The organism is Streptomyces sp. NPDC005281, from assembly GCF_040607495.1.
Taxonomy (GTDB): domain Bacteria; phylum Actinomycetota; class Actinomycetes; order Streptomycetales; family Streptomycetaceae; genus Streptomyces.
Window position 1 is genome coordinate 176,680 of the sequence record NZ_JBEXGX010000001.1, and the last position, 22,344, is coordinate 199,023.

A 22,344-nucleotide genomic window follows, 5' to 3' on the forward strand; every position below is an offset into this window, starting at 1 on the left:
AGACCTGTTCCCTACGATGGCGCGGTGACCAGTACCGCGTCCTCCACGGACACCCGGCAGGGGCAGGGCCAGGCCGCCGACGCTCAGCGGCCGTCGTGGCAGCAGCGGCTGCGCCGATTCGGCTACACGGCGCCGCCCCGAAGTGATGTGCGCGACCGGCTCGTACCGCCGTATGCCAAGCCAGGCCCCGGGATCTGGGCCGCGCTCGGGGTGCGTCAGGAGGTCGCCGACCGTTTCAACCGTTGGTCGGGCTGGGCGGGCCCGCTCCTGGTGACCCTGCTCGCCGGGTTGCTGCGGTTCTGGAACCTGGGCAGCCCGAAGGCGGTGATATTCGACGAGACGTATTACGCGAAGGACGCCTGGGCGCTCTTCCACCGCGGCTACGAGGTCAACTGGGCCAAGGACGCCAACGATCTGATCCTCCAGCAGAACGGGCATGTGCGGATCCCCAGCGACGCCGCCTATGTCGTGCACCCGCCGATCGGCAAGTACGTCATCGGGCTCGGCGAGTGGATGTTCGGCTTCAACCCCTTCGGCTGGCGCTTCATGACGGCGCTGCTCGGCACGCTGTCGGTGCTGCTGCTGTGCCGGATCGGACGCCGGCTGTTCCGTTCGACGTTCCTCGGCTGCCTCGCGGGCACGCTGATGGCGGTGGACGGCCTGCACTTCGTGATGAGCCGCACCTCGCTGCTCGACGGTGTGCTGATGTTCTTCGTCCTGGCGGCCTTCGGCGCGCTGGTCGTCGACCGGGACAAGGCGCGGGCCAGGCTGGCGGCGGCGCTGCCGGCCGACGAGAACGGTCTCGTCCGCCCCGACGCGCACGTCGCCGAGACGACCCGTCTGGGCTGGCGGCCCTGGCGCTGGACGGCGGGCCTGATGCTGGGCCTGGCCATCGGCACCAAGTGGAACGGGCTGTACATCCTCGCCGCGTTCTGTGTGATGGCGGCCCTGTGGGACGCGGCCTCGCGCCGGGTGGCGGGCGCCCGCCACCCCTACACGGCCTCGCTCCGGCACGACACGGGCCTCACGTTCCTGTCGACGGTCCCGGTCGCCCTGGCCGTGTACCTGGTCTCCTGGACCGGCTGGATCCTGTCGCCGGACAACGGCAAGGGCGGCTACTTCCGCAACTGGGCCGTGACGGACGGCAAGGGCGGCAACTGGACCGTCCTCCCGGACTGGCTGCGCAGCCTGTGGCACTACGAGCACGAGGTCTACAAGTTCCACGTCGGGCTGTCGTCGCCGCACACCTACCAGTCCAATCCGTGGAGCTGGCTCGTCCTCGGCCGCCCGGTCTCGTACTTCTACGAGTCCCCGCTGCCCGGCAAGGACGGCTGCCCGGCCGACGCGGGCGGCAAGTGCGCCCGTGAGGTGCTGGCGCTCGGCACACCGCTGCTGTGGTGGGCCGCCTGCTTCGCGATCGCCTACGTGCTGTGGCGCTGGGCCTTCCGCCGCGACTGGCGGGCGGGCGCCATCACCTGCGGCGTCGCGGCCGGCTATCTCCCCTGGTTCATGTACCAGGAGCGCACGATCTTCTTCTTCTACGCCGTCGTGTTCGTGCCGTTCCTGTGTCTCGCCGTCACGATGATGATCGGCGCGATCCTCGGCCCACCCGGGGCCGGAGAACGCCGCCGCGTCGTCGGCGCGGCGGGAGCCGGCGTCCTGGTCCTGCTGATCCTCTGGAACTTCATCTACTTCTGGCCCCTGTACACCGGCACCGCGATCCCGATCGACCAGTGGCGGTCACGGATGTGGCTGGATACGTGGGTTTAGGCCGGACCGACTGGCCGGAACAATCCGAGAGACGCATCCGTGAACGATGTTCATGGATGCGTCTCTCTGGTTTGGGCTAACGATTCGGCGAAGGTCTGCACCAGGAGTCCCGTCCGCACCTACAGTGCGATGTGGGCCAGCCTTTCTGAACGCGTTCAGAAGTTCGGGAAAGGGCTCACGGGGAGGGATTCGCACGATGCGCAAGGGGGCCAGGGCTGCCGTCATAGGCAGCGTGTTCGCGGTGGTGGTGGGCGGCGCCGGGTACGGCGCCTACAACGTGGTGACCTCGATCGACGGAAGCGGCGGAACGGGAGCCGGCGGACCAGCGCCGGTGAAGACCGGGCCGCCGAGCCGCGCCGAGGTCAAGGAGGCCAGCGGCGCGTTCTTCGCGGCCTGGGAGAAGGGCGACGCGGCCAAGGCCGCCGCGTACACGAACTACGCGTCGAGCGCCGAGGGGCTGCTCGCCGGCTACCGCGACGACGCGCATCTGACGGGCGTGCACATCACTCCGGGCGCCGCGTCCGGGGCCAGGGTGCCGTTCTCCGTCAAGGCGACGGTGTCGTACGACGGGAAGAACAAGCCGTTCGCGTACGACTCCGAACTGACCGTCGTCCGCGGGGAGACCACCGGCAAGGCGCTGGTCGACTGGAAGCCCTCCGTCGTCCACCCGGAGCTGAAGGACGGGGACACCCTGGTCACGGGTGAGTCGGCGAGTCCGGCGATCGAGGCCGTGGACCGGAACAACGTTGTCCTGACGAAGGAGAAGTACCCGTCCCTGGGGCCGATCCTGGACGCTCTCCGGGAGAAGTACGGCGACAAGGCGGGCGGCACACCCGGTATCGAGCTGTCGATCCGGCACGCGAGCGAGAGCGGCGGCGACACGACGCTGGTCACGCTCGCCGAGGGACGGGCGGGCAAGGTCCGTACGACACTCAGCGCGAGCGCGCAGGCCGCCGCGGAGAAGGCGGTCACACGGTTCGCGGAGTCCTCCGTGGTGGCGGTGAAGCCCAGCACCGGGGAGGTGCTCGCGGTCGCCAACCATCGCGCGGACGGCTTCGACGCGGCCTTCCTCGGCAAGCTCGCGCCCGGCTCCACGATGAAGATCATCAGCGCGGCGACCCTCATCGACAACGGCATCACGACGGCCAACGGTCCCGCGACCTGCCCGCCCACCGCGACCTGGCAGAGCCAGACCTTCCACAACCTCACGGGCATGGCTCCGCAGTTGAACGCCACGCTCTCGGACAGCTTCGCCCGCTCGTGCAACACCGCCTTCGTGAAGTACGCGGACGACGTGAAGGTCGACTCCCTGACCAACGAGGCCCAGCAGCGCTTCGGGCTCGGGCAGAACAACTGGAAGACCGGCATCGAGTCCTTCGACGGCGCGGTGCCCGCCTCCGGCGGCCCGGACACGGCGGCCAACATGATCGGCCAGGGCCAGGTCCAGATGAGCCCGCTGAACATGGCGTCGGTGACGGCCACCGCGATGACGGGCACCTTCCGGCAGCCGGTGATCGTGCCGCGCGCCCTCGACGGCCGTGAACTGGCCACCGCCAAGGGCCTGTCCGCCGGGACGGTCGCACAGCTGCGCGCGATGATGAACCGCACGGCCGTCAGCGGCACCGCGGCCCAGGTGATGGCGGGACTCGGCGGCAGCATCGGCGCCAAGACCGGCTCCGCCGAGGTCGACGGCCAGGCCAGGTCCAACAGCTGGTTCACCGGATACCGCAACGACATGGCGGCCGCCGCGATGACCCAGGAGGGCGGTCACGGCGGACAGGCGGCGGGCCCGATCGTCGCAGCTGTGCTACGAACGGGCGGCTGACGTCGCTCCGCACAGGACGGGACCCTAGGGTGGTGCCTCTCGTTGAGGAGCGAGGGGCACGGGGGCATCACGGGGCACCAGGGGACGGCGGAGGACACAGGGCTGTGGGCAAGAGAAGGCGCGTCGCCGAGCGACGGAAGACGAAGCGGCCCGCCGTACTCGGCGGGGTGATCGCCGTGGCCGTCGTCGGCGGGGCGCTCGGCGCCTACGGCCTCTACGGCAGCGGGGCCGCGGCCGGCGAGGGGATCACGGCCACCACCCGCAAGGCCGCCAAGACGGGCCCGCTGTCCGCCTCCGAGGTCGCCATGGCGTCCACCGCCTTCCTGAACGCCTGGCAGAGAGGCGAGGTCTCCCGGGCGGCCGCGGCGACCGACGACCCGGCCGCCGCCACGACCACGCTGACCGGCTTCGGCAAGGACGCCCGCATCAGCGGCGTGACCCTGACCGGCGGCAAGCGCTCAGGCGCCGACCTCCCCTTCACCGTCAAGGCCACCGTGACCTACCGGGGCCTGACCAAGCCGCTCGCGTACTCCTCGAAGCTCACCGTCGTACGCCGGGCCAAGGACGGCGTGGCGCTGGTCGGCTGGAAGCCCTCCGTCGTCCACCCCGACCTCCAGGACGGCGACCGGCTGGTGACCGGAGACTCCGGGACCCCGCCCATCACCGCCCTCGACCGCCACGGCGGCAAGCTGACCGCCGCCAAGTACCCCTCCCTGGGCACGGTCCTCGACGGGCTGCGCGAGAAGTTCGGCAAGACGGCCGGCGGCAAGGCGGGCATCGAACTGCGCGTGGTCCGCAAGGCCGCGGCGAAGGGTGCCCAGAAGACCCCCGACAAGACCCTGGTGACACTCAGCGCGGGCACGCCCGGCACCGTGAAGACGACGCTCAGCCCGACCCTCCAGGCTGACGCCGAACGCCTGGTGGCCGCCAAGCCCAAGGCGTCGGTGGTCCTGATGCGCCCCTCGACGGGCGAGATCCTCGCCGTCGCGAACACCGGCCACGGCTTCAACACCGCCTTCCAGGGCTCGCTGGCGCCCGGCTCCACGATGAAGGTCATCACGGCGTCGATGCTCTTCGAGAAGGGCCTCGCCTCGCCCGACAAGCCGCACCCCTGCCCCAAGACGGCCACCTTCGGCGGCTGGAAGTTCCACAACGACAACGACTTCGAGATCAAGAACGGCACGTTCAAGGCGAGCTTCGCGCGGTCCTGCAACACGGCCTTCATCACTCAGGCCAAGAAGCTGAAGGACGACGACCTGACCAATCAGGCCCAGCAGGTCTTCGGCCTGAGCATGAACAACTGGGCCATCGGCGTGCCCTCGACGGACGGCTCGGTGCCGGTGCAGAGCGCCGCCCAGATGGCCGCCTCCCTGATGGGTCAGGGCGGGGTCCGCATGAACCCGCTGAACATGGCGTCCGTCGCCTCCACGGTCCGGTCCGGCACCTTCCACCAGCCGTACCTGGTCGACCCGTCGGTCGATCACCGCAAGCTGGCCACGGCCTCCCGCACCCTGTCCGCGACCACGCTCGCCCAGCTGCGCGAGGTCATGCAGTACACGGCCGCCGCCGGCACCGCGGCCGAGGCCATGGCCGGCCTCGGCCCCGACTTCGGCGCCAAGACCGGCTCCGCGGAGGTCGACAACCAGAAGCAGCCCAACGGCTGGTTCACGGCGTGGAAGGGCGACCTGGCCGGCGCCGGCGTCGTCCAGGAAGGCGGCCACGGCGGCAGCACGGCGGGCCCGATCGTGGCGGCCCTCCTGAAGGCCGGCTCCGGCGGCTGACCGGGGCGGGCGGCGCAGCGGGCTGCCGGTCGCGTGGGGTACACCGACCGGACTGCCGGGCCGGCCGCATGAGGCGTACACCGACCGGGCTCTCGGGGGCCGGTCGCGTGGGACGTACAGCGACGGCTAGCGTGCGTGCATGAACGCCACCGATGAGAACGCCGGCGAGGAGCAGTCCTCCGTCGTGGACGGCCCCCACCCCCTTTTCGCCGAGGCCCTGCGGGAGCTGGGTCTCGACGAGGTGATCGGACGGGTCCGGCGCTTTCCCGAGGCGACCCGCACCACCGCCGAGGCCGCCGCGGCGATCGGCTGCGAGCCGAGCCAGATCTGCACGTCGCTGTTCTTCGCGGCGGACGGGGTGCCGGTGCTGGTGCTGCTGGACGGCTCGGCACACGTCGACATGGAGCTCGTACGGCGGGAGCTGGGCGCCGGGAAGCTCACCCGGGCCGGCGCCCGCCTCGTGCGGGAGTCGACCGGGTACGGTCCCGGCGCCGTACCGCCGTTCGGGCACCGTACGAAGACCCGTGTCCTGGTGGACCGTTCGTTGCTCGGCCACGAGACGGTGTGGACCTCGGCGGGTGCCCCGTTCACCGTCTTCCCGATGGACCCGAAGAGCCTGATCGCGCACGCGGACGGCACGCTGGTGGATGTGCGCGAGCCGACCGCGTGACACCGCTCGTCGCCGCGGCCGGCCCGGCGGCAACCCCGTTGACCGCTGAGTCGACCGCCAAGGGGACGGCTCCCTACCTCGTGGCACTCGCGGGTGCCGCGGTGTAGCGCGGGGGCGACATGGAAATGGAGTCGCCGCAGGCGTCGATCTCTGCGGCTCGGTGGTGCGTCTCCACGACCGGGATGTTCACGCGGTCACGGTCGGGGTTGTGCGGTGCCGAGACCAATGCCTCGTTCTCCGCCACGCAGTAGTCGCCCGCGCCCTTCGCGCCGCGGGGGGCGTAGTGGAGGTCGACCGTCACTCCCGTTCCCCTGCGCAGGGTGAAGGACCCGGGATGTCCGTGTCCGACGCCCTCGAGGCTGTTCGCCTTCCCGTTGTGGACGCTGAAGCCCGGGTAACCGGCGAACAGGCATGTCTCCGGCGCTTTGTTGGCGATGGTCAGTCGCGCGTCGCGCCGGCTGCCGGTCTCCTTCGGGAGCAGGACCAGCGTCCACGTCAAGGAAGCGGTTCGGCACCCGGCCGGATTCCTCCCCGGGGAGGAGGCCCCGGACGGACTCGCGGAGCCGATCGTGGAAGTGGCCCTGTCCGGCTGTGCGGCTGTGCCACAGGCCGTCACGACCAGGCCCACCGTCAGCACTGCCAGTCCGGCGGCAAGACCGGTGGTCGCTCGCATGACTCCCCCAGAGTGTGTGAGTTCGTTCGTTTCGTTTCGCCGAAAGGCCGGCTCGTGAAGCTGCCGGAGTGTCAGGTGCCGGGGTAGACGAGGGTGTTCTCGGTACCGAGCTTCTGACGAGTGGTGTCCGCGTACAGGGTGGTCTCGCCGTCGGACCAGCGGACGATCAGGTCGTCGCTGGAATTGTCGGGGGTGTAGTTGCCCGCCGTCATGACCAGATCGTGCGTCCACAGGTCGTCGGGGTCACGCATGCGGGCCTCGGCACCGAGTCCCGCGGCCGAGGTGGCCACATAGGTGTCGAGTTCGCCGTCCACCCAGCGCACGAGGACGTCCCAGTTCCCGTTGCCGCTGAAGTTTCCGCTGGTCAGCAAGGTCGCGTTCTTCCAGGTGCCGTTCGGTGCCAGGAGACGGTTCTCGGTTCCGAAGGTGCCCGCGCCGACATAGGTGTAGAGGGTCAGTTCGCCGTCGACCCAGCGAACCAGCAGGTCCGTGGCGTACTTACCGTTGTGGAACTGCCCGGCCGAGATCTGGGTCGCGTTCTTCCAGACGGATCCGGAGGGCGCCATCCGGACTTCCTTGCCCATGCCGGCGGAGCTGACATCCGGGTAGAGGGTGACCTCGCCGTCGGACCAGCGCACCATGAGGTCGGACAGATCGGCGCCGGTGAAGTCTCCGCCCGTGATGGTCTCCGCGTGTGTCCAGGTGGAGTTGGGCGCCTTCAGCTGCGTCTCGGCCAGGAATCCGCCCTTGCCGTCACCGGGGTACAGGGTGACCTCGCCGTCGGACCAGACCACGATCATGTCGCCGCGGTGGTTGCCCGTGTAGTCGCCCGAGGCCAGCAGTTTCGCGTGCTTCCACAGGGCCGCTCCACCGGGGAGCTTCGCCTGGATGCCGTGGTAGGGAGGCAGGTTGGACGGAGGATCCTGGTTGGCGACGGCATCGGCGAGGAGGTTGGCCGCGTCGGCTCCGAACGCCGGGGCGTAGCTGATGTAGTCGACGTTCGCGTCATTGCCGCCGCCGTTGTAGCCGCCGAGGTTGCCGATGACATGGCCCGTGCGTGCGTCGTCCTGGTAGTCGGTGATCCACGGACTCCCGGAAACACCGCCGTAGTAGCCGCCGCAGGTCATCGACATCTGGCGGAAACCGGCGAGTTGGGTCGTCGGCACGGTGCACTTGATGGCTCGCCCGTCGCCGTTGTGGTCCTTGCCCGGATAGCCCACGACGGTGACGTTCTTGTTGTCGTAGCCGGACGGCCGGGTGAAGGTCAGCCCGCCGCCCACGGCGTCCTGGAGCCGCTGCCCGCGCTGGTTGGCGGAGACGCGGGCGAACGCGGTGTCCAGGTCGGACCAGGGCTTCTTGGTCGAGCTGTGGGGCTTGTCCGGTATGTAGCGGGGGTCGATGAAGATGTGCTGGATGTGGAAGATCCCGTAGGGCTGCTGGTCGGGTCCCGCTCCCTTGGTGAACTTCGGTACGAAGATGTAGTTGTCGCTGTACCCCACCGCGCAGTGCGCCGCGGTGAGGATCACGTTCCTGGCCGGGGTGTCGATGACACTGCCGGTGCACGACCAGTTGGTGCCGGTCGTGCTGCTGGAGCCGAAGAACGTTCCTACGAGGCGGGTCCCGCCGAACATGGCGCCCTTGGGGACGGCTGCCGCGGCCGTCGTCCCCTGTTTGCCTGCGGAGGACGTCGACCGGAGGGCGTCCAGCGGCCTGGCGTCCGCCATGCGCTGCGCCGTCCAGTACTTGGCGGCCTCCTGGGCTTCCTGCCCCGCGGCCGGCCCTGCGGACGGGGGCGGGACCGCGGGTGGTGCGACGGTCGCGGAGGGGCTTCGCGTCGGCGCGGCCGGCCGGCTCTCCTTCGTCGCGGCCGGCGTGGCGGAGCTCGTCGCGGCGGACGGAAGGGGCGCGGGAGAGCTTGGGGCCGAAGAGGCATGTGGTGACGGCGACGCGGCCCATGCGGAGCCGGTGCCGAGCACGGTCGTACACAGAACGGCTAAGACCGTCAGGTGTCTTCGGTACGAGAACATTTCCAGTCCTTCTGGTCTCACGGGTCGGCGCACGGAAGAAGGCATGCCTCGGAGGAAGGCGCACCCAGGAAGAGGGCACACCACGGAAGAAGGCACACCGACTTCACGCCACGTGATGGACGCGATGGCGGGTTGAACGCGACGGCATGGCGCAGCCCCTCGGCTGCGATCTTCTCCGCGCCCTCGGGGCGGCACCCGTCGCGAAGGCGATATTTCCCTCCGTAGGCTCGGCCGCCCCGCCGTCCGACGCTGGTCAGGCGTCAACGGAACCGGCCGATCGAAGTACAACTTATGTGATCATTCTTGCGAGTGTCCATAGAAATTGATCACATCTGACATGTCGTGCTTCCCACGGTTTCGCCGACGCTTCCCAAGGGTTCGTCGACACGTCCAGGCTCCGGCCGGCAGGGGGCGGGCCGAGCGCCTACGCGGATATCGCGGCGCCGACCGCCCGTATCAGCGCCTGGGCGCGTGCGTCCGCCGTCACGCTCTTGCGGAAGCCGTTGGTGACGTAGCCGAACGCGATACCCGACTCAGGGTCGGCGAAGCCGAGGGCTCCGCCGCGGCCGGGGTGGCCGAAGGAGCCCGGGGAGAGCAGCGGCGAAGCTCCGCCGTGGAGCATGTAGCCGAGGCCGAACCGGGTGTTGACGACCAGGACCCGGTCGGGTCCCGCGGACTGCTGCGTCCGCGCGGCCGACAGCGTCTCCGGCGTGAACAGCCGGACGCCGTCCACCTCCCCGATCAGCGCGGCGTAGAAGCGGGCGAGGCCGTCGGCGGTGGCGATGCCGTTCGAGGCGGGGAGGACGGCGGCGCGGTAGGCGAGGTCGTTCTCGTCGGGCATCGGGGTGATCGCGGCGAAGGCGCGCCGGGTGAGACTGCCCGGGTCGGCGTACGCCTCGGAGACGGCCCGCTTGGGGCGGGTCCTGAGGCCGCCGGGCGTGGACGGTGCCTCGATCTGCGCGACCCGGCCCACCCGGCCGGCCGCCGCCTCCGGAAGCCCGATCCACAGGTCGAGGTCCAGCGGCCCGGCCAGTTCCTCCGCGAGCCACCGGCCGATCGTGCGCCCGGTGACGCGCCGGACCAGCTCGCCGGTCAGCCAGCTGTACGTCTGCGCGTGGTACCCGTGCTCGGCTCCGGGCTCCCATACGGGCGTCTGCGCGGCCACCGCCGCGGCCGCGAGGTCGGGGTCGGCGGCCTCGGCGGGGGTGAGCGGACGGTCCAGGACGGGGACCCCGGCCCGGTGCGCGAGCAGATGCCGTACGCGCGTGTGTTCCTTGCCGTGCGCCTTGTACTCGGGCCAGTAGGCACCGACCGGCGCGTCCAGGTCGAGCTGTCCGCGCTGGGCCAGCAGCAGGAGTACGGCGGCGGCGACACCCTTCGTGGCCGAGCGCACGATCTGCGCGGTGCCGCGCTGCCAGGGTTCCGTGCCGTCGACGTCACGGGTGCCGCCCCACAGGTCGACGACCTTGTGCCCGTCGCGGTACACGGTGACGGCGGCGCCCCGGTCCCCGAGCGCCGCGAAGTTGGCGGCGAACGCCTGCCTGACCGGTTCGAAGCCCTCGGCCACTGTGCCGTTCACGTCCACGCCCGCGCTCCCTGTCGCCTCACCACTGCCAACACTGAGTGCAACACACGTCCGCGGCCTTCGATTCCTAGGCCCTCTAGCCCAGCAGGATCGTGACCTCGATGTTGCCGCGGGTGGCGTTCGAGTACGGGCACACCTCGTGCGCCGCGTCCACGAGCTTGGCCGCCACGTCCTCGTCCAGGACGGGGAGCGAGACGCTCAGGGCGACCGCCAGTCCGTAGCCGTGCTGCTTGTTGGGGCCTATCCCGACCTTGGCTGCGACCGTGGACCCGGAGAGGTCGAGGCCGGCGCGGCGGCCGACCAGCACGAGCGCGTTGTGGAAGCAGGCGCTGAATCCGGCCGCGAACAGCTGCTCCGGGTTCGTGCCGTTCCCGTCGCCGCCCAGCGCCGGGGGCATCGCGACCTTCAGTTCGAGCTGCCCGTCCTGGCTGGTCACATAGCCGCTCCGGCCGCCGTGCGCGGTCGCCTCGGCGACATACATGATCTTCGTAGGACGGGTGTCGACAACGGCGCCGTCGATCACGGCAGGACCTCCCCCGGAGCGGGCAGACAGAAGTGCGCGCACAAGTGCATCGTGCACGAATGCATCGTGCACAAGGTACCGGCCGGTATGCCGTCCGGAAACCCTCGGGGCGGTATCTCAGCGTCCGCGCGCCGCCGCGCCCTGCGCGCGTTCCGTCAGCCGCCACAGTTCCTCGCGCAGACGCGTGACGTCCGCCTCGCTCAGGCCGGTCGCCGTCAGCAGCGCCTGCGGCACCTCCTCCGCGCGCTCCCTGAGCATCTCGCCGCGCCCGGTGAGGGCGACGCGGACCGAGCGTTCGTCGTCCGCCGAGCGCTCACGGCGTACGAGCCCCGCCGACTCCAGCCGTTTGAGCAGCGGCGACATCGTGCCGTAGTCGAGGTGCAGGGCGGCGCCCAGTTCCTTGACGGTGGTCTCGCCGCGCTCCCACAGCACCAGCAGGACGAGGTACTGCGGGTAGGTGAGGCCGAGCTCCTCCAGCAGCGGGCGGTACGCGGCGGTCACGGCCCGCTGGGCGGCGTACAGCGCGAAGCACAGCTGGTCGTCGAGCAGCAGCGACCCGGCCGGCGGCGCGACGTCCTCTTGTTTCGTCACGCCCCCATTGTCACGGAGCGCGGGTCGAATCCGAAGGGCAGCTCCAGCCGATGGCCGCGCATGAGCTCGTCGTCCGAGAGGAGGCCGCCGGTCCCGCCGTCGGCGACGATCACGCCGTCGCTGAGAATCAGGGAGCGGGGGCACAGTTCGAGGGCGTACGGCAGGTCGTGGGTGACCATGAGGACGGTGACGTCCAACGACCGCAGGATGTCGGCGAGTTCACGCCGGGAGGCGGGGTCGAGGTTGGAGGAGGGCTCGTCGAGGACGAGGATCTCCGGCTCCATCGCCAGCACCGTCGCGACGGCGACCCGGCGCCGCTGCCCGAAGGACAGATGGTGCGGCGGACGGTCGGCGAAGGCCTCCATACCGACCCGCTCCAACGCCGTACGGACGCGTTCCTCCAGTTCGGCGCCCTTCATGCCCGCCGCGGCCGGCCCGAAGGCCACGTCCTCGCGCACGGTCGGCATGAACAACTGGTCGTCCGGGTCCTGGAAGACGATGCCGACCCTGCGCCGGATCTCGGCCATGTGCCGCTTGCCGACCGGGAGTCCGGCGACCGTCACCGTTCCGGCGCCGCCGGTCAGGATGCCGTTGAGGTGCAGGACGAGGGTGGTCTTGCCGGCGCCGTTCGGGCCGAGCAGGGCGACACGCTCGCCGCGCCCGATCCGGAAGTCCACGCCGAACAGGGCCTGGTGCCCGTCCGGGTAGGCGAACGCGAGGCCGGAGACCTCCAGCGAGGCCGGGACAGCATCGCTCCCCGCGGCCACCCCCGCAGTCGCCGCAGTCCCCGCAGTCCCCGAGGCGGTCGTCCCGGCACTCGTCGCAGCGCTCGTCCCGGCACCCGTATCGGCCGTCGTCCCGGCACTCGTCTCGGCTGTCGTCCCCGCGGACATCTCCCCGGTCCTCTCCTTCGGTGTCCCGGCAGTACTCGTCACAGCGTCCATCCCAACAGGCATACGGCAAGGGCGGTGAGCGGCAGGGCGAGGGCGTACGACCACTGCGCCCGGGACGCGGTCACCTCGTCGATGACGGGTATGGAACCGGCGTACCCCCGGCTCACCATGGCCAGATGCACGCGCTCCCCGCGTTCGTAGGAGCGGATGAACAGGGCGCCCGCCGATTTCGCGAGCACTCCCCAGTGCCGCACCCCGCTCGCCTCGAAGCCGCGGGACTCCCGCGCGATCCGCATGCGGCGCATCTCGTCCGTGATGACATCGCCGTAGCGGATCATGAAGGAGGCGATCTGCACGAGCAGCGGCGGGAGCTTCAGGCGTTGCAGGCCGAGGAGCAGTTCGCGCAGTTCGGTGGTGGTGGCCAGCAGGACGGAGGCGGCGACGCCGAGGGTGCCCTTGGCGAGGACGTTCCAGGCGCCCCAGAGTCCGTTGACGCTCAGGGACATGCCCAGCACGTCCACCCGCTCGCCCTCCGCCACGAACGGCATCAGCACCGCGAACGCGACGAACGGAATCTCGATCAGGAGCCGTCTCAGCAGGACGCCCGCCGGTACACGGGCCTGGTGGGCGACCACCGCCAGCAGCACGGCGTACAGCGCGAACGCCCACATCGCCTCGCGCGGGGTGGAGACGACCACGACGACGAAGGCGAAGGCGGCGGCGAGCTTGGTGTGCGGCGGGAGGGCGTGCACCGGCGAATGCCCGTGCCGGTACAACCGGTGTGCGTGGCCCGCCCCCACGTCAGACGCCTTCCGGCACGGACGTGGACGTGGGCGAGGTGTCGGCCGTACGGCGTCTGCGGACCGCCCAGAAGACGCCGGTGCCCGCGACGACGGTTACGCCGACGCCGATCACCCCGGCGAGACCGCCGGAGAGGCGGGCGTCGGAGACGTCCTTGACCCCGTACCCGGCGAGCGGCGAGTCCTCGGAGGTGTGCGCCTTGGTCCTCGTGTCGATGCCCTTGTCCTTGGCGACCTTCTCCAGGCCGTCGGGGCTCGCGGAGGCGTAGAAGCTGACGAACCCGGCGAGGCCGAGGGAGGTGACCAGGCCGGTGATCCACACCTTGCGGTGCGAGGAGCGGGCCGCGACGGGGGCGGCCGTGGCGGCGTCGACGAGTTCCCCGTTCACCCGCAGCTTGAGCCGCTGCTGGAGGCCGCGGGCGCCGTACACGAGATCCGGCCGTACGGCGACGACGGCGCCGACGGTGAGCGCCGTGATCACGGCCTCGCCGATGCCGATGAGGACGTGGACGCCGACCATGGCCGTGGCGACCTTGGAGACCGCGACGTCGGTGGTGCCGCCGGCCGTGTAGATGAGGGTGAAGACGACGGCGGCGGCCGGAACGGAGAGCAGGGCGGCCACGAAGGACGCGACGGTGACCGAGCGCCGCCTGCGGGGCAGGACCTTCACCAGACCGCGGAAGACGGCGTACGCGACGATCGTGGTGGTGATCGCCATGTCGGTGATGTTCACGCCGAGCGCGGTCAGGCCGCCGTCCGCGAAGAGGATGCCCTGCATGAGCAGGACGACGGAGACGCAGAGGACGCCTGTGTACGGGCCGACGAGGATCGCGGCCAGGGCCCCGCCGAGCAGATGTCCGCTGGTCCCGGCGGCGACCGGGAAGTTCAGCATCTGCACGGCGAAGATGAAGGCGGCGACCAGACCGGCGAGCGGCGCGGTCCGCTCGTCGAGTTCACGGCGGGCACCTCGCAGGCTCACGGCGAGGGCGCCCGCGGCGAAGACGCCTGCGGCGGCGGAGACCGGGGCATTGATGAATCCGTCAGGAACGTGCACCGTCCGATGATAGTGCCTTGTTGCGAACGACTTGCAAGAGCAAGAAGACGCGAACAGTGGGCGACAGGCGGGCGCACGGAAGCACTTCGGCGGAAGAGGCGGAGGGACTTCACGGCGAGGGGGGCCCGGAGCCCGGACCGTCACCGGCGGCTGTGACCGCTGTCGCACACATGCGGGCGCCATGGCCGGGCAGGCGTTACCCGAGGGGGTCAGGGACGGCCGGAGAGCGGTTTCCGCGAGATGTGCGACATTTGAATGGTGACGGGATTCACATCCTCCACATAGGTGACGCAGTGTAAGGAGTCGGTTTATGCACGCTGTCGAACAGTACGCACGCGCTCATATCGTCACGGACACCGCCGACTCCGCCGACGACGAACACCGCGCCGTCCCGGTGGCCCTCCGGTACGACCCGGAGGAGGACCCCCGCCAGGTGTGCATCACGCTGCCCGGCCCCCATGAATGGACCTTCGACCGCGAACTGCTGGAGCGGGGCCTGCGCGTCCCCGTGAACAGCGGCGACATACGCATCTGGCCGTGCGGCCGCGTCCAGGCCGTCCTGGAGTTCCACTCGACGCAAGGAGTGGCGGTCGTGCAGCTCGACACGAAGGCGCTGATGCGCTTCCTCCGTCGTACGTACATGGCCGCCACCCCTGTGGCTCACTGAACCAAGCCGAAGACCGGCTGAGGACCGGGCGCGGACCGGCCGAAGACCGGACGCGGACCGACGGAAGACCGGATGCGGACCGGCGGAAGATTCCGCGCCGATCCGCATCCGCTCGAACTCCGCTCAGACGCGGATCAGACGCCGACCAGTTTCCGGTCGTGGTCCCCTTCGCGCGACTTCTCGTCGAGCGCGCGCAGCCCCTCGCCCTCGACATCGACGTTCGGCAGTACGCGGTCCAGCCACTTCGGCAGCCACCAGGCCCGCTTGCCGAGCAGCGCGAGCACCGCCGGGACGAGTGCCATCCGTACGACGAACGCGTCGAAGAAGACGGCGATGGCGAGACCGAAGCCGATCATCTTGATCATCGATTCGCTGGAGCCGATGAACCCGGAGAACACGGCGATCATGATGACCGCGGCCGCCGTGACGACCCGCGCGCCGTGCTTGAACCCGGTCACGATCGCCTGGCCGGGCTTCTCGCCGTGGACGTACGCCTCCCGCATGCGCGTCACGAGGAAGACCTCGTAGTCCATGGCCAGACCGAAGACGACGCCCACCATGAAGATCGGCATCATCGACATGATCGGGCCGGTCTGCTCGACGCCCATCAGTCCGGACAGCCAGCCCCACTGGAACACCGCGACGACCGCGCCGAGGGCCGCCATCACGCTGAGCAGGAAGCCGAGCGCCGCCTTCAGCGGGACGAGGATCGAGCGGAACACCACGATCAGCAGCAGGAACGCGAGGCCGACCACGAGCGCGAGATACGGGATCAGCGCGTCGTTGAGCTTCTGCGAGAAGTCGATGTTCATGGCCGTGGAGCCGGTGACGAGCACCGTCGCGTCCGTGTCGGCCTTGATGCCGGCGCCCGCGCCACGGATCGTGTGGACGAGGTTCTCGGTCGTCACGGAGGACGGCTTGGAGTCGGCGATCACCGTGATCATCGCGGTGTCACCGGCCTTGTTGGGGGCCGCCGGGCTCACGCTCACGACACCCTTGAGGTCCTTGATCTCGTCGTGCACCTTGCTGAACGCCGCCTTGGGAGCGTCGCTCGCCTTCGCGTCGACGACAACCATCAGCGGGCCGTTGAAGCCGGGCCCGAAGCCGTCGGAGAGCAGGTCGTAGGCACGGCGCTGGGTGGTGGACGTCGGCTGCGAGCCGTCGTCGGGCAGGCCCAGCTGGAGCGAGGCCGCCGGGACCGCCGCCGCGCCGAGGCCGACCACGCCGAGCAGCAGCACGGCGAGCGGGCGGCGGACGACGAAACTCGCCCAGCGGGTGCCCATGTTGGGCTTGCCCGCCTTCTTGGCGGCGCGGCCACCGCCGAAGAGCCTGCTCTTCCGGCCGGCTGGAAGGACCCTGCGGCCCGCGTATCCGAGCAGCGCGGGGATCAGCGTCAGCGCGATGAGGACGGCGATGGCGACCGTGCCCGCGGCGGCGACACCCATCTTCGTCAGCATCGGGATGTTGACGACCGACAGCCCGACCAGCGCGATCACCACGGTCAGCCCCGCGAAGACCACGGCCGAGCCCGCCGTGCCGACGGCCCGTCCGGCCGCCTCCTCGCGTTCTCGGCCCTCGGCCAGCTCGGCCCGGTAGCGGGAGACGATGAACAGGGCGTAGTCGATGCCGACCGCGAGGCCGATCATCATCGCGAGGGTGGAGGTGGTGGAGCCGAGGTCGAGCGCGCTGGCGAGGGCGGTGATCGTCGAGACGCCGATGCCGACGCCGATCAGCGCGGTCAGCAGCGGCAGTCCGGCCGAGATCAGGGAACCGAAGGTGATGACGAGGACGACCGCGGCTATCGCGATACCGATGATCTCGCTGGATCCGGTCTCGGGCGTCGCCTGGAGCGCGTCACCGCCGACCTCGACGGTCAGTCCCGAGTGCCGCGCGTCCTGCGCGGCCGCCTTCAGGGCGTCCTTCGAGGCGTCCTTCAGCTCCATGCCGGAAACCTTGTACTTCACCGAGGCATAGGCGGTCGAACCGTCCTTGCTCACGGCGTGCGCCTTGAACGGATCGGTGACGGAGGTGACCTCGGAACCGGTGCCGAGCACCTTGACGGCCTGCTCGACCGTCGCCTTGTTGTCCTTGTCCGCCATCTTCTCGCCGGTGGGCGCCTTGAAGACGACCCGTGCGGTCGCCCCGTCGGCGCTCATTCCGGGGAAGCGGCTCTCCAGCAGGTCGAAGGCCTTCTGCGCCTCGGTGCCGGGGATCGAGAAGGAGGACGATCCCGCCACGGGCGCGGAGGCGGCGCCGACACCGGCGAGGGTCAGGAGCGCCACCCATATCAGGGCGGCGAAATGCCGTCGCCGGAAGGCGAGTCGGCCGAGTTTGTAGAGGAACGTGGCCACGAGGGCGTACTCCCGGTCAGGTCGTGGAAGGGCAGGGGCTGGTGTGACCACCCGAGTGGGGGCAGGGGTGATCAGCCCGACGACGTGAGCGGCGCGTCAGGTGCGAATACGGAGATCCGCGCGTCGGGTGCGACTACGGAGATCCGTCGGGGTGGAGCAGGGGTAGGAGTGGGACGTCAGGCGCCGAGCGCGGGGAGGACCACGGCGTCGACATACGAATGCAGGAAGGCCTGCGTCGGCGGGAGTTCGTCGATCATGGTGCGGGCGGCGAAGGCGCCGATGAGCATGTGCATCACGTACTCGATCGCCGGGTTGTCCGCACGGATCTCACCTCGGTCGACACCGCGCTGGAGCACCCGGCGCAGTTCTTCGAGCTCGGGCTCGATCAGCCATTCGCGGAACGCCTTCAGCAGATCCGGATTCCCGTGTGCCGCCATGGCCAGGCCCCGCATCAGCGCGGAGTCCTGCTCCATCTGGCAGTCGTCCTGGCGCAGGGCCAGTGCGTGGAAGTCGCCCCGCAGGCTCCCGGTGTCCATGTCGGAGAACTTCAGCGGCTTCTGGTGCCGCAGCGCTTTCACGACGAGCTCGGCCTTGCCGCCCCACTGGCGGTAGAGGGTGGCCTTGCTGGAACGGGTTCGGGCCGCGACGGCGTCCATCGTGAGGGCGTCGTAGCCGACCTCCCGAAGCAGGCCGAGCACGGCCGTGTAGAGCTCGGCCTCACGCTCGGGTGTGATCCGACTGCGTCGCACCGTTGCGGCTTCAGCCATCCCACTCACCTCTCCCGCTTCGAACGACACGGATTCGTATGTCCTGAAGATACCCCGCGACACCAGCGAAACGAAACCGTTTCGTACGTGTGCTGGGTCACGCCGAGTGGGGTGGGGCGAGGTCGGGTGGGGCCGGGGTCACGAGTCGTGGGGCCTGGGTCCCGAGTGGGGCGAGGTTCGGGTGCGGCCGAGGGTCCCGGGTCGGGTGGGCCGGGGTCCCGGGTGGGGCGCGTACGTTCCTGAGCGCGCCCCACACGCACCTCCCGTATCCCCGCCCGCGCCCGTGTCCCACAACGCGCCCCCGGTTCCACGAGTTGCCGGGGTCACTCCAGCGGAAAAGCATGGGGAGGTGAGCCACGAGTACGAGAACGCGACGACCGACGAGAACTCCCCGGGCTATCTGCGCTTCCCGCATCTGAGCGGCGACCGGCTGTGCTTCGTCACCGAGGACGACCTGTGGCTGGCCCCGCTCGACGGCCGCGGACGCGCCTGGCGGCTCACCGTCGACCGGACCAAGGCCGGCCACCCCCGCTTCTCCCCCGACGGCCGGCAGATCGCGTACACGAGCTGGCGGAGCCTCGTCCCGGAGATCCATCTGACGCCGGTGGACGGCGGACCGGGCCGCAGGCTCACCTACTGGGGCAGCGCCGACACCCAGGTGTGCGGCTGGTCCCCCGAGGGCGACATCCTCGCGGTCGCCTCGCACGGCCAGCCGTTCTCCTATTTCACCTGGGCCTACTCCGTCCCCACCGACGGCGACCCCGGCCGCAAACAGCCCTGGGGCCCGGTCTCGGACATCGGCGTCGCCGACGTCGACGGCGAGCGGAAGACCCTGCTGCTCACGGGCACCCCACCGCACGAACCGGCCGCCTGGAAGCGCTACCGGGGCGGAGCCATGGGCCGCATCTGGCTGCACGGCCGGCAACTGGTCGCCGAGCTCGGCGGTCATCTCGCCTGCCCGATGTTCGCCGGCGGCCGGATCGCCTTCCTCTCCGACCACGAGGGCATCGGGAACCTCTACTCGTGTTCGTACGACGGCTCCGACCTGCGCCGTCACACCGACCACGACGCCTTCTACGCCCGGCACGCCTCCTCGGACGGCACCCGGGTCGTCTACCAGTGCGCGGGCGACCTGTGGATCGTCGACAACCTGTCCCCCGAGTCGGTCCCCCGCCGCCTCGGCGTCGAGCTGGGCGGTCCGCGCGCGGGACGGCGTACGTACCCGGTGCCGGCCGCCCAGCACGTGGACAGCATCTCCGTGGACGAGACGGGCCGGGCCGGCGCCGTCGTCGTACGCGGCAGCCTGTACTGGCTCACCCATCGCGACGGCCCCGCCCGCACCATCGCGGACACCCCGGGCGTACGGGTCCGGCTTCCGGAGATGCTCGGCTCGGGCGGCCAGATCGCCTACGTCACCGACGCTGACGGCGAGGACGCCGTCGAGATCGCCTACCTGCCGCGCGCGACCGGCGCCCGCGAGCCGCGCCGACTCGCCTCCGGGCGGCTCGGCCGCGTACAGGAACTGGTGGCGGATCCACAGGGCGAACGTCTCGCCATCGCCTCCAACGACGGACGGCTGCTGCTGCTCGACGCCACGGAGGAGCCGGGCGAGGCGGCCGAGCTCGAACTCGCCGGACTCGACGAGCCGGGCGGGCCCGAGGAGTCCGAGGAGTCCGAGGAGTCCGACGACGTCGACGGGGATGCCGAGTCCGGCGGTACCTCGCAGTCCGAGCCCGGATCCGGGAATGGGGACGGGGACGCCGACGGAGACGGGAATGGGGACGGGGGCGAGGGCGGGAACGGCACGGAGGCGGAGGCCGCCGACGCCGCGCGGACGGAGCCGGGCGAGGTCACCGAGCTCATCCAGTCCATCAACGGCCCGGTGACGGACCTCGCCTTCTCCCCCGACGGCGCCTGGCTGACGTGGTCGCACCCCGGGATCGGGCGCTCCCTGCGGCAGATCAAGATGGCGCGCATAAAGGACCGGCTGATCGTCGACGTCACCAACGGCCGCTTCGAGGACGAGAATCCGGTGTTCACCCGGGACGGCCGCTATCTCGCCTTCCTCTCCTGGCGCGGCTTCGACCCGGTGTACGACGTGCACACCGGGGACCTGTCCTTCCCCCTCGGCTGCCGCCCCTACCTCGTCCCGCTGTCCTCCGCCACCCCCTCCCCGTTCGCGCTGAACCCGGACGGGCGGCCCGCGGCCGGTGGCCTCGACCCGGTCGAGGAGGGGCCCGGCGACGGCAGTACGACGACCGTCGAACTCGAAGGCCTGGAGAGCCGGGTGACGCCCTTCCCGGTCACCGCCTCCAAGTACTCGGCGCTGCGCCCGGTCTCGGGCGGCGGCCTGGTCTGGCTGCGCTGGCCGATCTCCGGCGCGCTCGGCGAGACGTTCGCCAACCCGGACGACACGACCGGCCGTCCGACCCTGGAGTTCTTCAACATCACCAAGGCGAAGAAGTCCGAACTCGTCGACCACCTGGACTGGTTCGCCGTGAGCGGCGACGGTTCCCGGCTGGTCGTCGTCGACGAGGGCGACCTGCGTGCCGTGCCGTCCACCGAGTCCGGCGACAGCGACTCCACCGTCTGGATCGACCTGCGCCGCATCCTGCACGAGGTGGACCCGCCCGCCGAATGGCACCAGGCGTACGCGGAGGCCGGACGCATCATCCGCGCCTACTACTGGGACCCGGACATGTGCGGCATCGACTGGGCCGCGATCCTGGATCAGTACCGCCCCCTGGTCGAACGGGTCTCCTCCCCCGACGAGTTCGCTGACCTGCTGCGCGAGCTACTCGGCGAACTGGGCACCTCCCACGCGTACGTGAGCCCGGCCCGCCGCAACGAGGGCCCGCCCCACTACCAGCGCTGGCAGGGCCTGCTCGGCGCCAACCTCGTATGCCGTGACGGCTGTTGGACGCTCAAGCGGATCCTTCCCGGCGACTCGTCCGACTCCAAGGCGCGCTCACCGCTCGCCGGCACCGGCATCCGCGAGGGCGCGGTCCTGACCCATGTCGACGGGCGCCCGGTGGACCCGGTCACCGGCCCCTATCCGCTGCTCGCGGGCGCGGGCGGCACGACGGTGGAGCTGACCTTCACCCCGGCCGGGGGCGAGGGCCGCTCGCGCCGGGTGGCCGTGGTCCCGCTGATCGACGAACGCCCGCTGCGCTACCAGGACTGGGTGGCCAAACGCCGCCAGGTAGTACGGGAGTTGAGCGGCGGACACTGCGGCTATCTACACATCCCGGACATGGGCGGCTCCGGCTGGGCCCAGTTCAACCGCGACCTGCGGATGGAGGTGTCGCGCCCCGCCCTCATCGTCGACGTGCGGGGCAACGCGGGCGGCCACATCAGCGAACTGGTCGTCGAGAAGCTGACCCGCACGATCCTGGGCTGGGATCTCACCCGCGACGCCCAGCCGGTGTCGTACGCCTCCAACGCCCCGCGCGGTCCCGTGGTGGCGCTGGCCGACGAGGCGACGTCGTCCGACGGCGACATGATCACCGCCGCCTTCAAACTGCTCGAACTGGGCCCGGTCGTGGGGCAGCGCACCTGGGGCGGTGTCGTCGGCATGACCGGCCGCCACCGCCTCGGCGACGGCACGGTCATCACCGTGCCCATGAACGCCGCCTGGTTCGACGCGTACGGCTGGTCCGTCGAGAACCACGGCGTCACCCCGGACCTGGAGATCCTGCGCACCCCGCTCGACTGGGCGGAGGGCCGCCACGCCCAGCTGGACGACGCCGTCCAGCTCTCCCTCGATCTGCTCCGCACCCGCCCCGCCGCCTCCCCGCCGGACCACTCGGACGTGCCCGACAGAAGAAGGCCGAAGCTCCCCCCGAGAGCGAACTGACCCCCGCCGGACACGAACACGACGACACGGGCACGACGACACGGGCACGACGGCGCGGACACGACGGCGCGGACACGGACGCGGACACAGACACGGACCCAGGCACAGGCGCAGCACCAGGCACAGGCAGCACCAACAGGACGCGGACACAAGGATGGGGCGCCCTCCATGAAGAGGGCGCCCCATTCATGCCGAGCAGGTGCGTCGATCAGGCGTCGTAGTCCTGGTCGAAGCGGTCCTGGGCCTCCCGCTGAGCACGCTCCGGGTCCGGCATCTCGCTGTCGCGGCCGGCCGGGGCACGACGGGACGTCTCGTCCTGACGGCCGGCCGGGGCGCGACGGGGCGCCTGGTCCTGGCGGCCGGCCGGGGCGTGGCGGGGTGCCTCGTCCTGGCGGCCCTCGGGACGCGTCTTCTTCTTGCCCTGCTGCTGCTTCATCCGCTCGGCCTTGTCCTTGAACTGGTCCTGCATGCTCATGGGATTCACTCCTGTTGCGGTGAGGGATTCGGCCCT

Annotated in this window: 17 protein-coding genes; 6 read left to right on the forward strand and 11 right to left on the reverse strand. The window is 70.6% G+C overall.

Features of this window, described 5'->3' with window-relative positions; translation table 11 throughout:
- Positions 1-24 precede the first annotated feature (24 nt).
- From ABZV42_RS00745 to ABZV42_RS00760, 4 genes are all read left to right on the forward strand, one after another.
- Complete coding sequence (locus ABZV42_RS00745) at positions 25-1,770, forward strand: phospholipid carrier-dependent glycosyltransferase (RefSeq protein WP_356050562.1); 1,746 nt, start codon at positions 25-27, stop codon at positions 1,768-1,770.
- A 196-nt stretch (positions 1,771-1,966) separates the two neighbouring features.
- The gene (locus tag ABZV42_RS00750) at positions 1,967-3,595 is read left to right on the forward strand and encodes a penicillin-binding transpeptidase domain-containing protein (protein WP_356050563.1); all 1,629 of its coding nucleotides are present in this window, start codon (positions 1,967-1,969) and stop codon (positions 3,593-3,595) included.
- A 104-nt stretch (positions 3,596-3,699) separates the two neighbouring features.
- Positions 3,700-5,376, forward strand: coding sequence for a penicillin-binding transpeptidase domain-containing protein (locus ABZV42_RS00755; RefSeq protein ID WP_356050564.1), 1,677 nt, complete (start codon positions 3,700-3,702; stop codon positions 5,374-5,376).
- Positions 5,377-5,515: 139 nt separating this feature from the next.
- On the forward strand, positions 5,516-6,046 hold the full coding sequence (locus tag ABZV42_RS00760) for a YbaK/EbsC family protein (protein ID WP_355982150.1): 531 nt from the start codon (positions 5,516-5,518) through the stop codon (positions 6,044-6,046).
- 73 nt (positions 6,047-6,119) lie between these two features.
- Here the strand turns inward: ABZV42_RS00760 and ABZV42_RS00765 are convergent, their stop codons facing one another.
- From ABZV42_RS00765 to ABZV42_RS00800, 8 genes are all read right to left on the reverse strand, one after another.
- Positions 6,120-6,719, reverse strand: coding sequence for a DUF4232 domain-containing protein (locus ABZV42_RS00765; RefSeq protein WP_356050565.1), 600 nt, complete (start codon positions 6,717-6,719; stop codon positions 6,120-6,122).
- 71 nt (positions 6,720-6,790) lie between these two features.
- Positions 6,791-8,443, reverse strand: a complete 1,653-nt coding sequence (locus ABZV42_RS00770) for a trypsin-like serine protease (protein WP_356050566.1) — start codon at positions 8,441-8,443, stop codon at positions 6,791-6,793.
- A gap of 727 nt (positions 8,444-9,170) precedes the next feature.
- Positions 9,171-10,331, reverse strand: coding sequence for a serine hydrolase domain-containing protein (locus ABZV42_RS00775; protein ID WP_355982145.1), 1,161 nt, complete (start codon positions 10,329-10,331; stop codon positions 9,171-9,173).
- A gap of 76 nt (positions 10,332-10,407) precedes the next feature.
- On the reverse strand, positions 10,408-10,812 hold the full coding sequence (locus tag ABZV42_RS00780; protein WP_355982329.1) for an organic hydroperoxide resistance protein: 405 nt from the start codon (positions 10,810-10,812) through the stop codon (positions 10,408-10,410).
- A gap of 159 nt (positions 10,813-10,971) precedes the next feature.
- Positions 10,972-11,445 carry a MarR family transcriptional regulator gene (locus ABZV42_RS00785; RefSeq protein ID WP_355982143.1) on the reverse strand — a complete coding sequence of 158 codons (474 nt, stop codon included), beginning with the start codon at positions 11,443-11,445 and terminating at the stop codon, positions 10,972-10,974.
- Positions 11,442-12,212: an ABC transporter ATP-binding protein gene (locus tag ABZV42_RS00790; protein ID WP_355982327.1), complete on the reverse strand. Its 771-nt coding sequence runs from the start codon at positions 12,210-12,212 to the stop codon at positions 11,442-11,444. The genes ABZV42_RS00785 and ABZV42_RS00790 overlap by 4 nt, the downstream gene beginning before the upstream one ends.
- A gap of 164 nt (positions 12,213-12,376) precedes the next feature.
- Positions 12,377-13,138 (reverse strand): cobalt ECF transporter T component CbiQ, encoded by a 762-nt coding sequence (gene cbiQ / locus ABZV42_RS00795; RefSeq protein WP_356050567.1) that lies wholly within the window; start codon positions 13,136-13,138, stop codon positions 12,377-12,379.
- A 1-nt stretch (position 13,139) separates the two neighbouring features.
- A complete protein-coding gene (locus tag ABZV42_RS00800; protein ID WP_356050568.1) occupies positions 13,140-14,192 on the reverse strand; it encodes an energy-coupling factor ABC transporter permease in 1,053 nt (350 codons plus the stop codon).
- A 310-nt stretch (positions 14,193-14,502) separates the two neighbouring features.
- Between ABZV42_RS00800 and ABZV42_RS00805 the strand changes: the two genes are divergently transcribed.
- Complete coding sequence (locus ABZV42_RS00805) at positions 14,503-14,859, forward strand: SsgA family sporulation/cell division regulator (RefSeq protein ID WP_355982137.1); 357 nt, start codon at positions 14,503-14,505, stop codon at positions 14,857-14,859.
- A 134-nt stretch (positions 14,860-14,993) separates the two neighbouring features.
- On the opposite strand, the gene ABZV42_RS00810 is transcribed toward ABZV42_RS00805, so the two are convergent.
- Both ABZV42_RS00810 and ABZV42_RS00815 read right to left on the reverse strand, forming a co-directional pair.
- On the reverse strand, positions 14,994-17,210 hold the full coding sequence (locus tag ABZV42_RS00810; protein WP_355982135.1) for an MMPL family transporter: 2,217 nt from the start codon (positions 17,208-17,210) through the stop codon (positions 14,994-14,996).
- Positions 17,211-17,386: 176 nt separating this feature from the next.
- Positions 17,387-17,977: a TetR/AcrR family transcriptional regulator gene (locus ABZV42_RS00815; RefSeq protein WP_355982133.1), complete on the reverse strand. Its 591-nt coding sequence runs from the start codon at positions 17,975-17,977 to the stop codon at positions 17,387-17,389.
- Positions 17,978-18,326: 349 nt separating this feature from the next.
- On the opposite strand from ABZV42_RS00815, the gene ABZV42_RS00820 reads away from it, so the two are divergent.
- Complete coding sequence (locus ABZV42_RS00820; protein WP_356050569.1) at positions 18,327-21,833, forward strand: S41 family peptidase; 3,507 nt, start codon at positions 18,327-18,329, stop codon at positions 21,831-21,833.
- Between the two features lie 208 nt (positions 21,834-22,041).
- Here ABZV42_RS00820 and ABZV42_RS00825 read toward each other — a convergent pair whose 3' ends face one another.
- Complete coding sequence (locus ABZV42_RS00825) at positions 22,042-22,308, reverse strand: hypothetical protein (protein ID WP_355982129.1); 267 nt, start codon at positions 22,306-22,308, stop codon at positions 22,042-22,044.
- Positions 22,309-22,344 lie beyond the last annotated feature (36 nt).

Bases quoted from the DNA above. Each gene is read 5' to 3' on its own strand.
- ABZV42_RS00750 (WP_356050563.1), top strand. From the start codon at position 1,967: ATGCGCAAGGGGGCCAGGGCTGCCGTCATAGGCAGCGTGTTCGCGGTG.
- ABZV42_RS00760 (WP_355982150.1), top strand. From the start codon at position 5,516: ATGAACGCCACCGATGAGAACGCCGGCGAGGAGCAGTCCTCCGTCGTG.
- ABZV42_RS00765 (WP_356050565.1), bottom strand. From the start codon at position 6,719: ATGCGAGCGACCACCGGTCTTGCCGCCGGACTGGCAGTGCTGACGGTG.
- ABZV42_RS00770 (WP_356050566.1), bottom strand. From the start codon at position 8,443: ATGGCGGACGCCAGGCCGCTGGACGCCCTCCGGTCGACGTCCTCCGCA.
- ABZV42_RS00780 (WP_355982329.1), bottom strand. From the start codon at position 10,812: ATGTATGTCGCCGAGGCGACCGCGCACGGCGGCCGGAGCGGCTATGTG.
- ABZV42_RS00805 (WP_355982137.1), top strand. From the start codon at position 14,503: ATGCACGCTGTCGAACAGTACGCACGCGCTCATATCGTCACGGACACC.
- ABZV42_RS00815 (WP_355982133.1), bottom strand. From the start codon at position 17,977: ATGGCTGAAGCCGCAACGGTGCGACGCAGTCGGATCACACCCGAGCGT.
- ABZV42_RS00825 (WP_355982129.1), bottom strand. From the start codon at position 22,308: ATGAGCATGCAGGACCAGTTCAAGGACAAGGCCGAGCGGATGAAGCAG.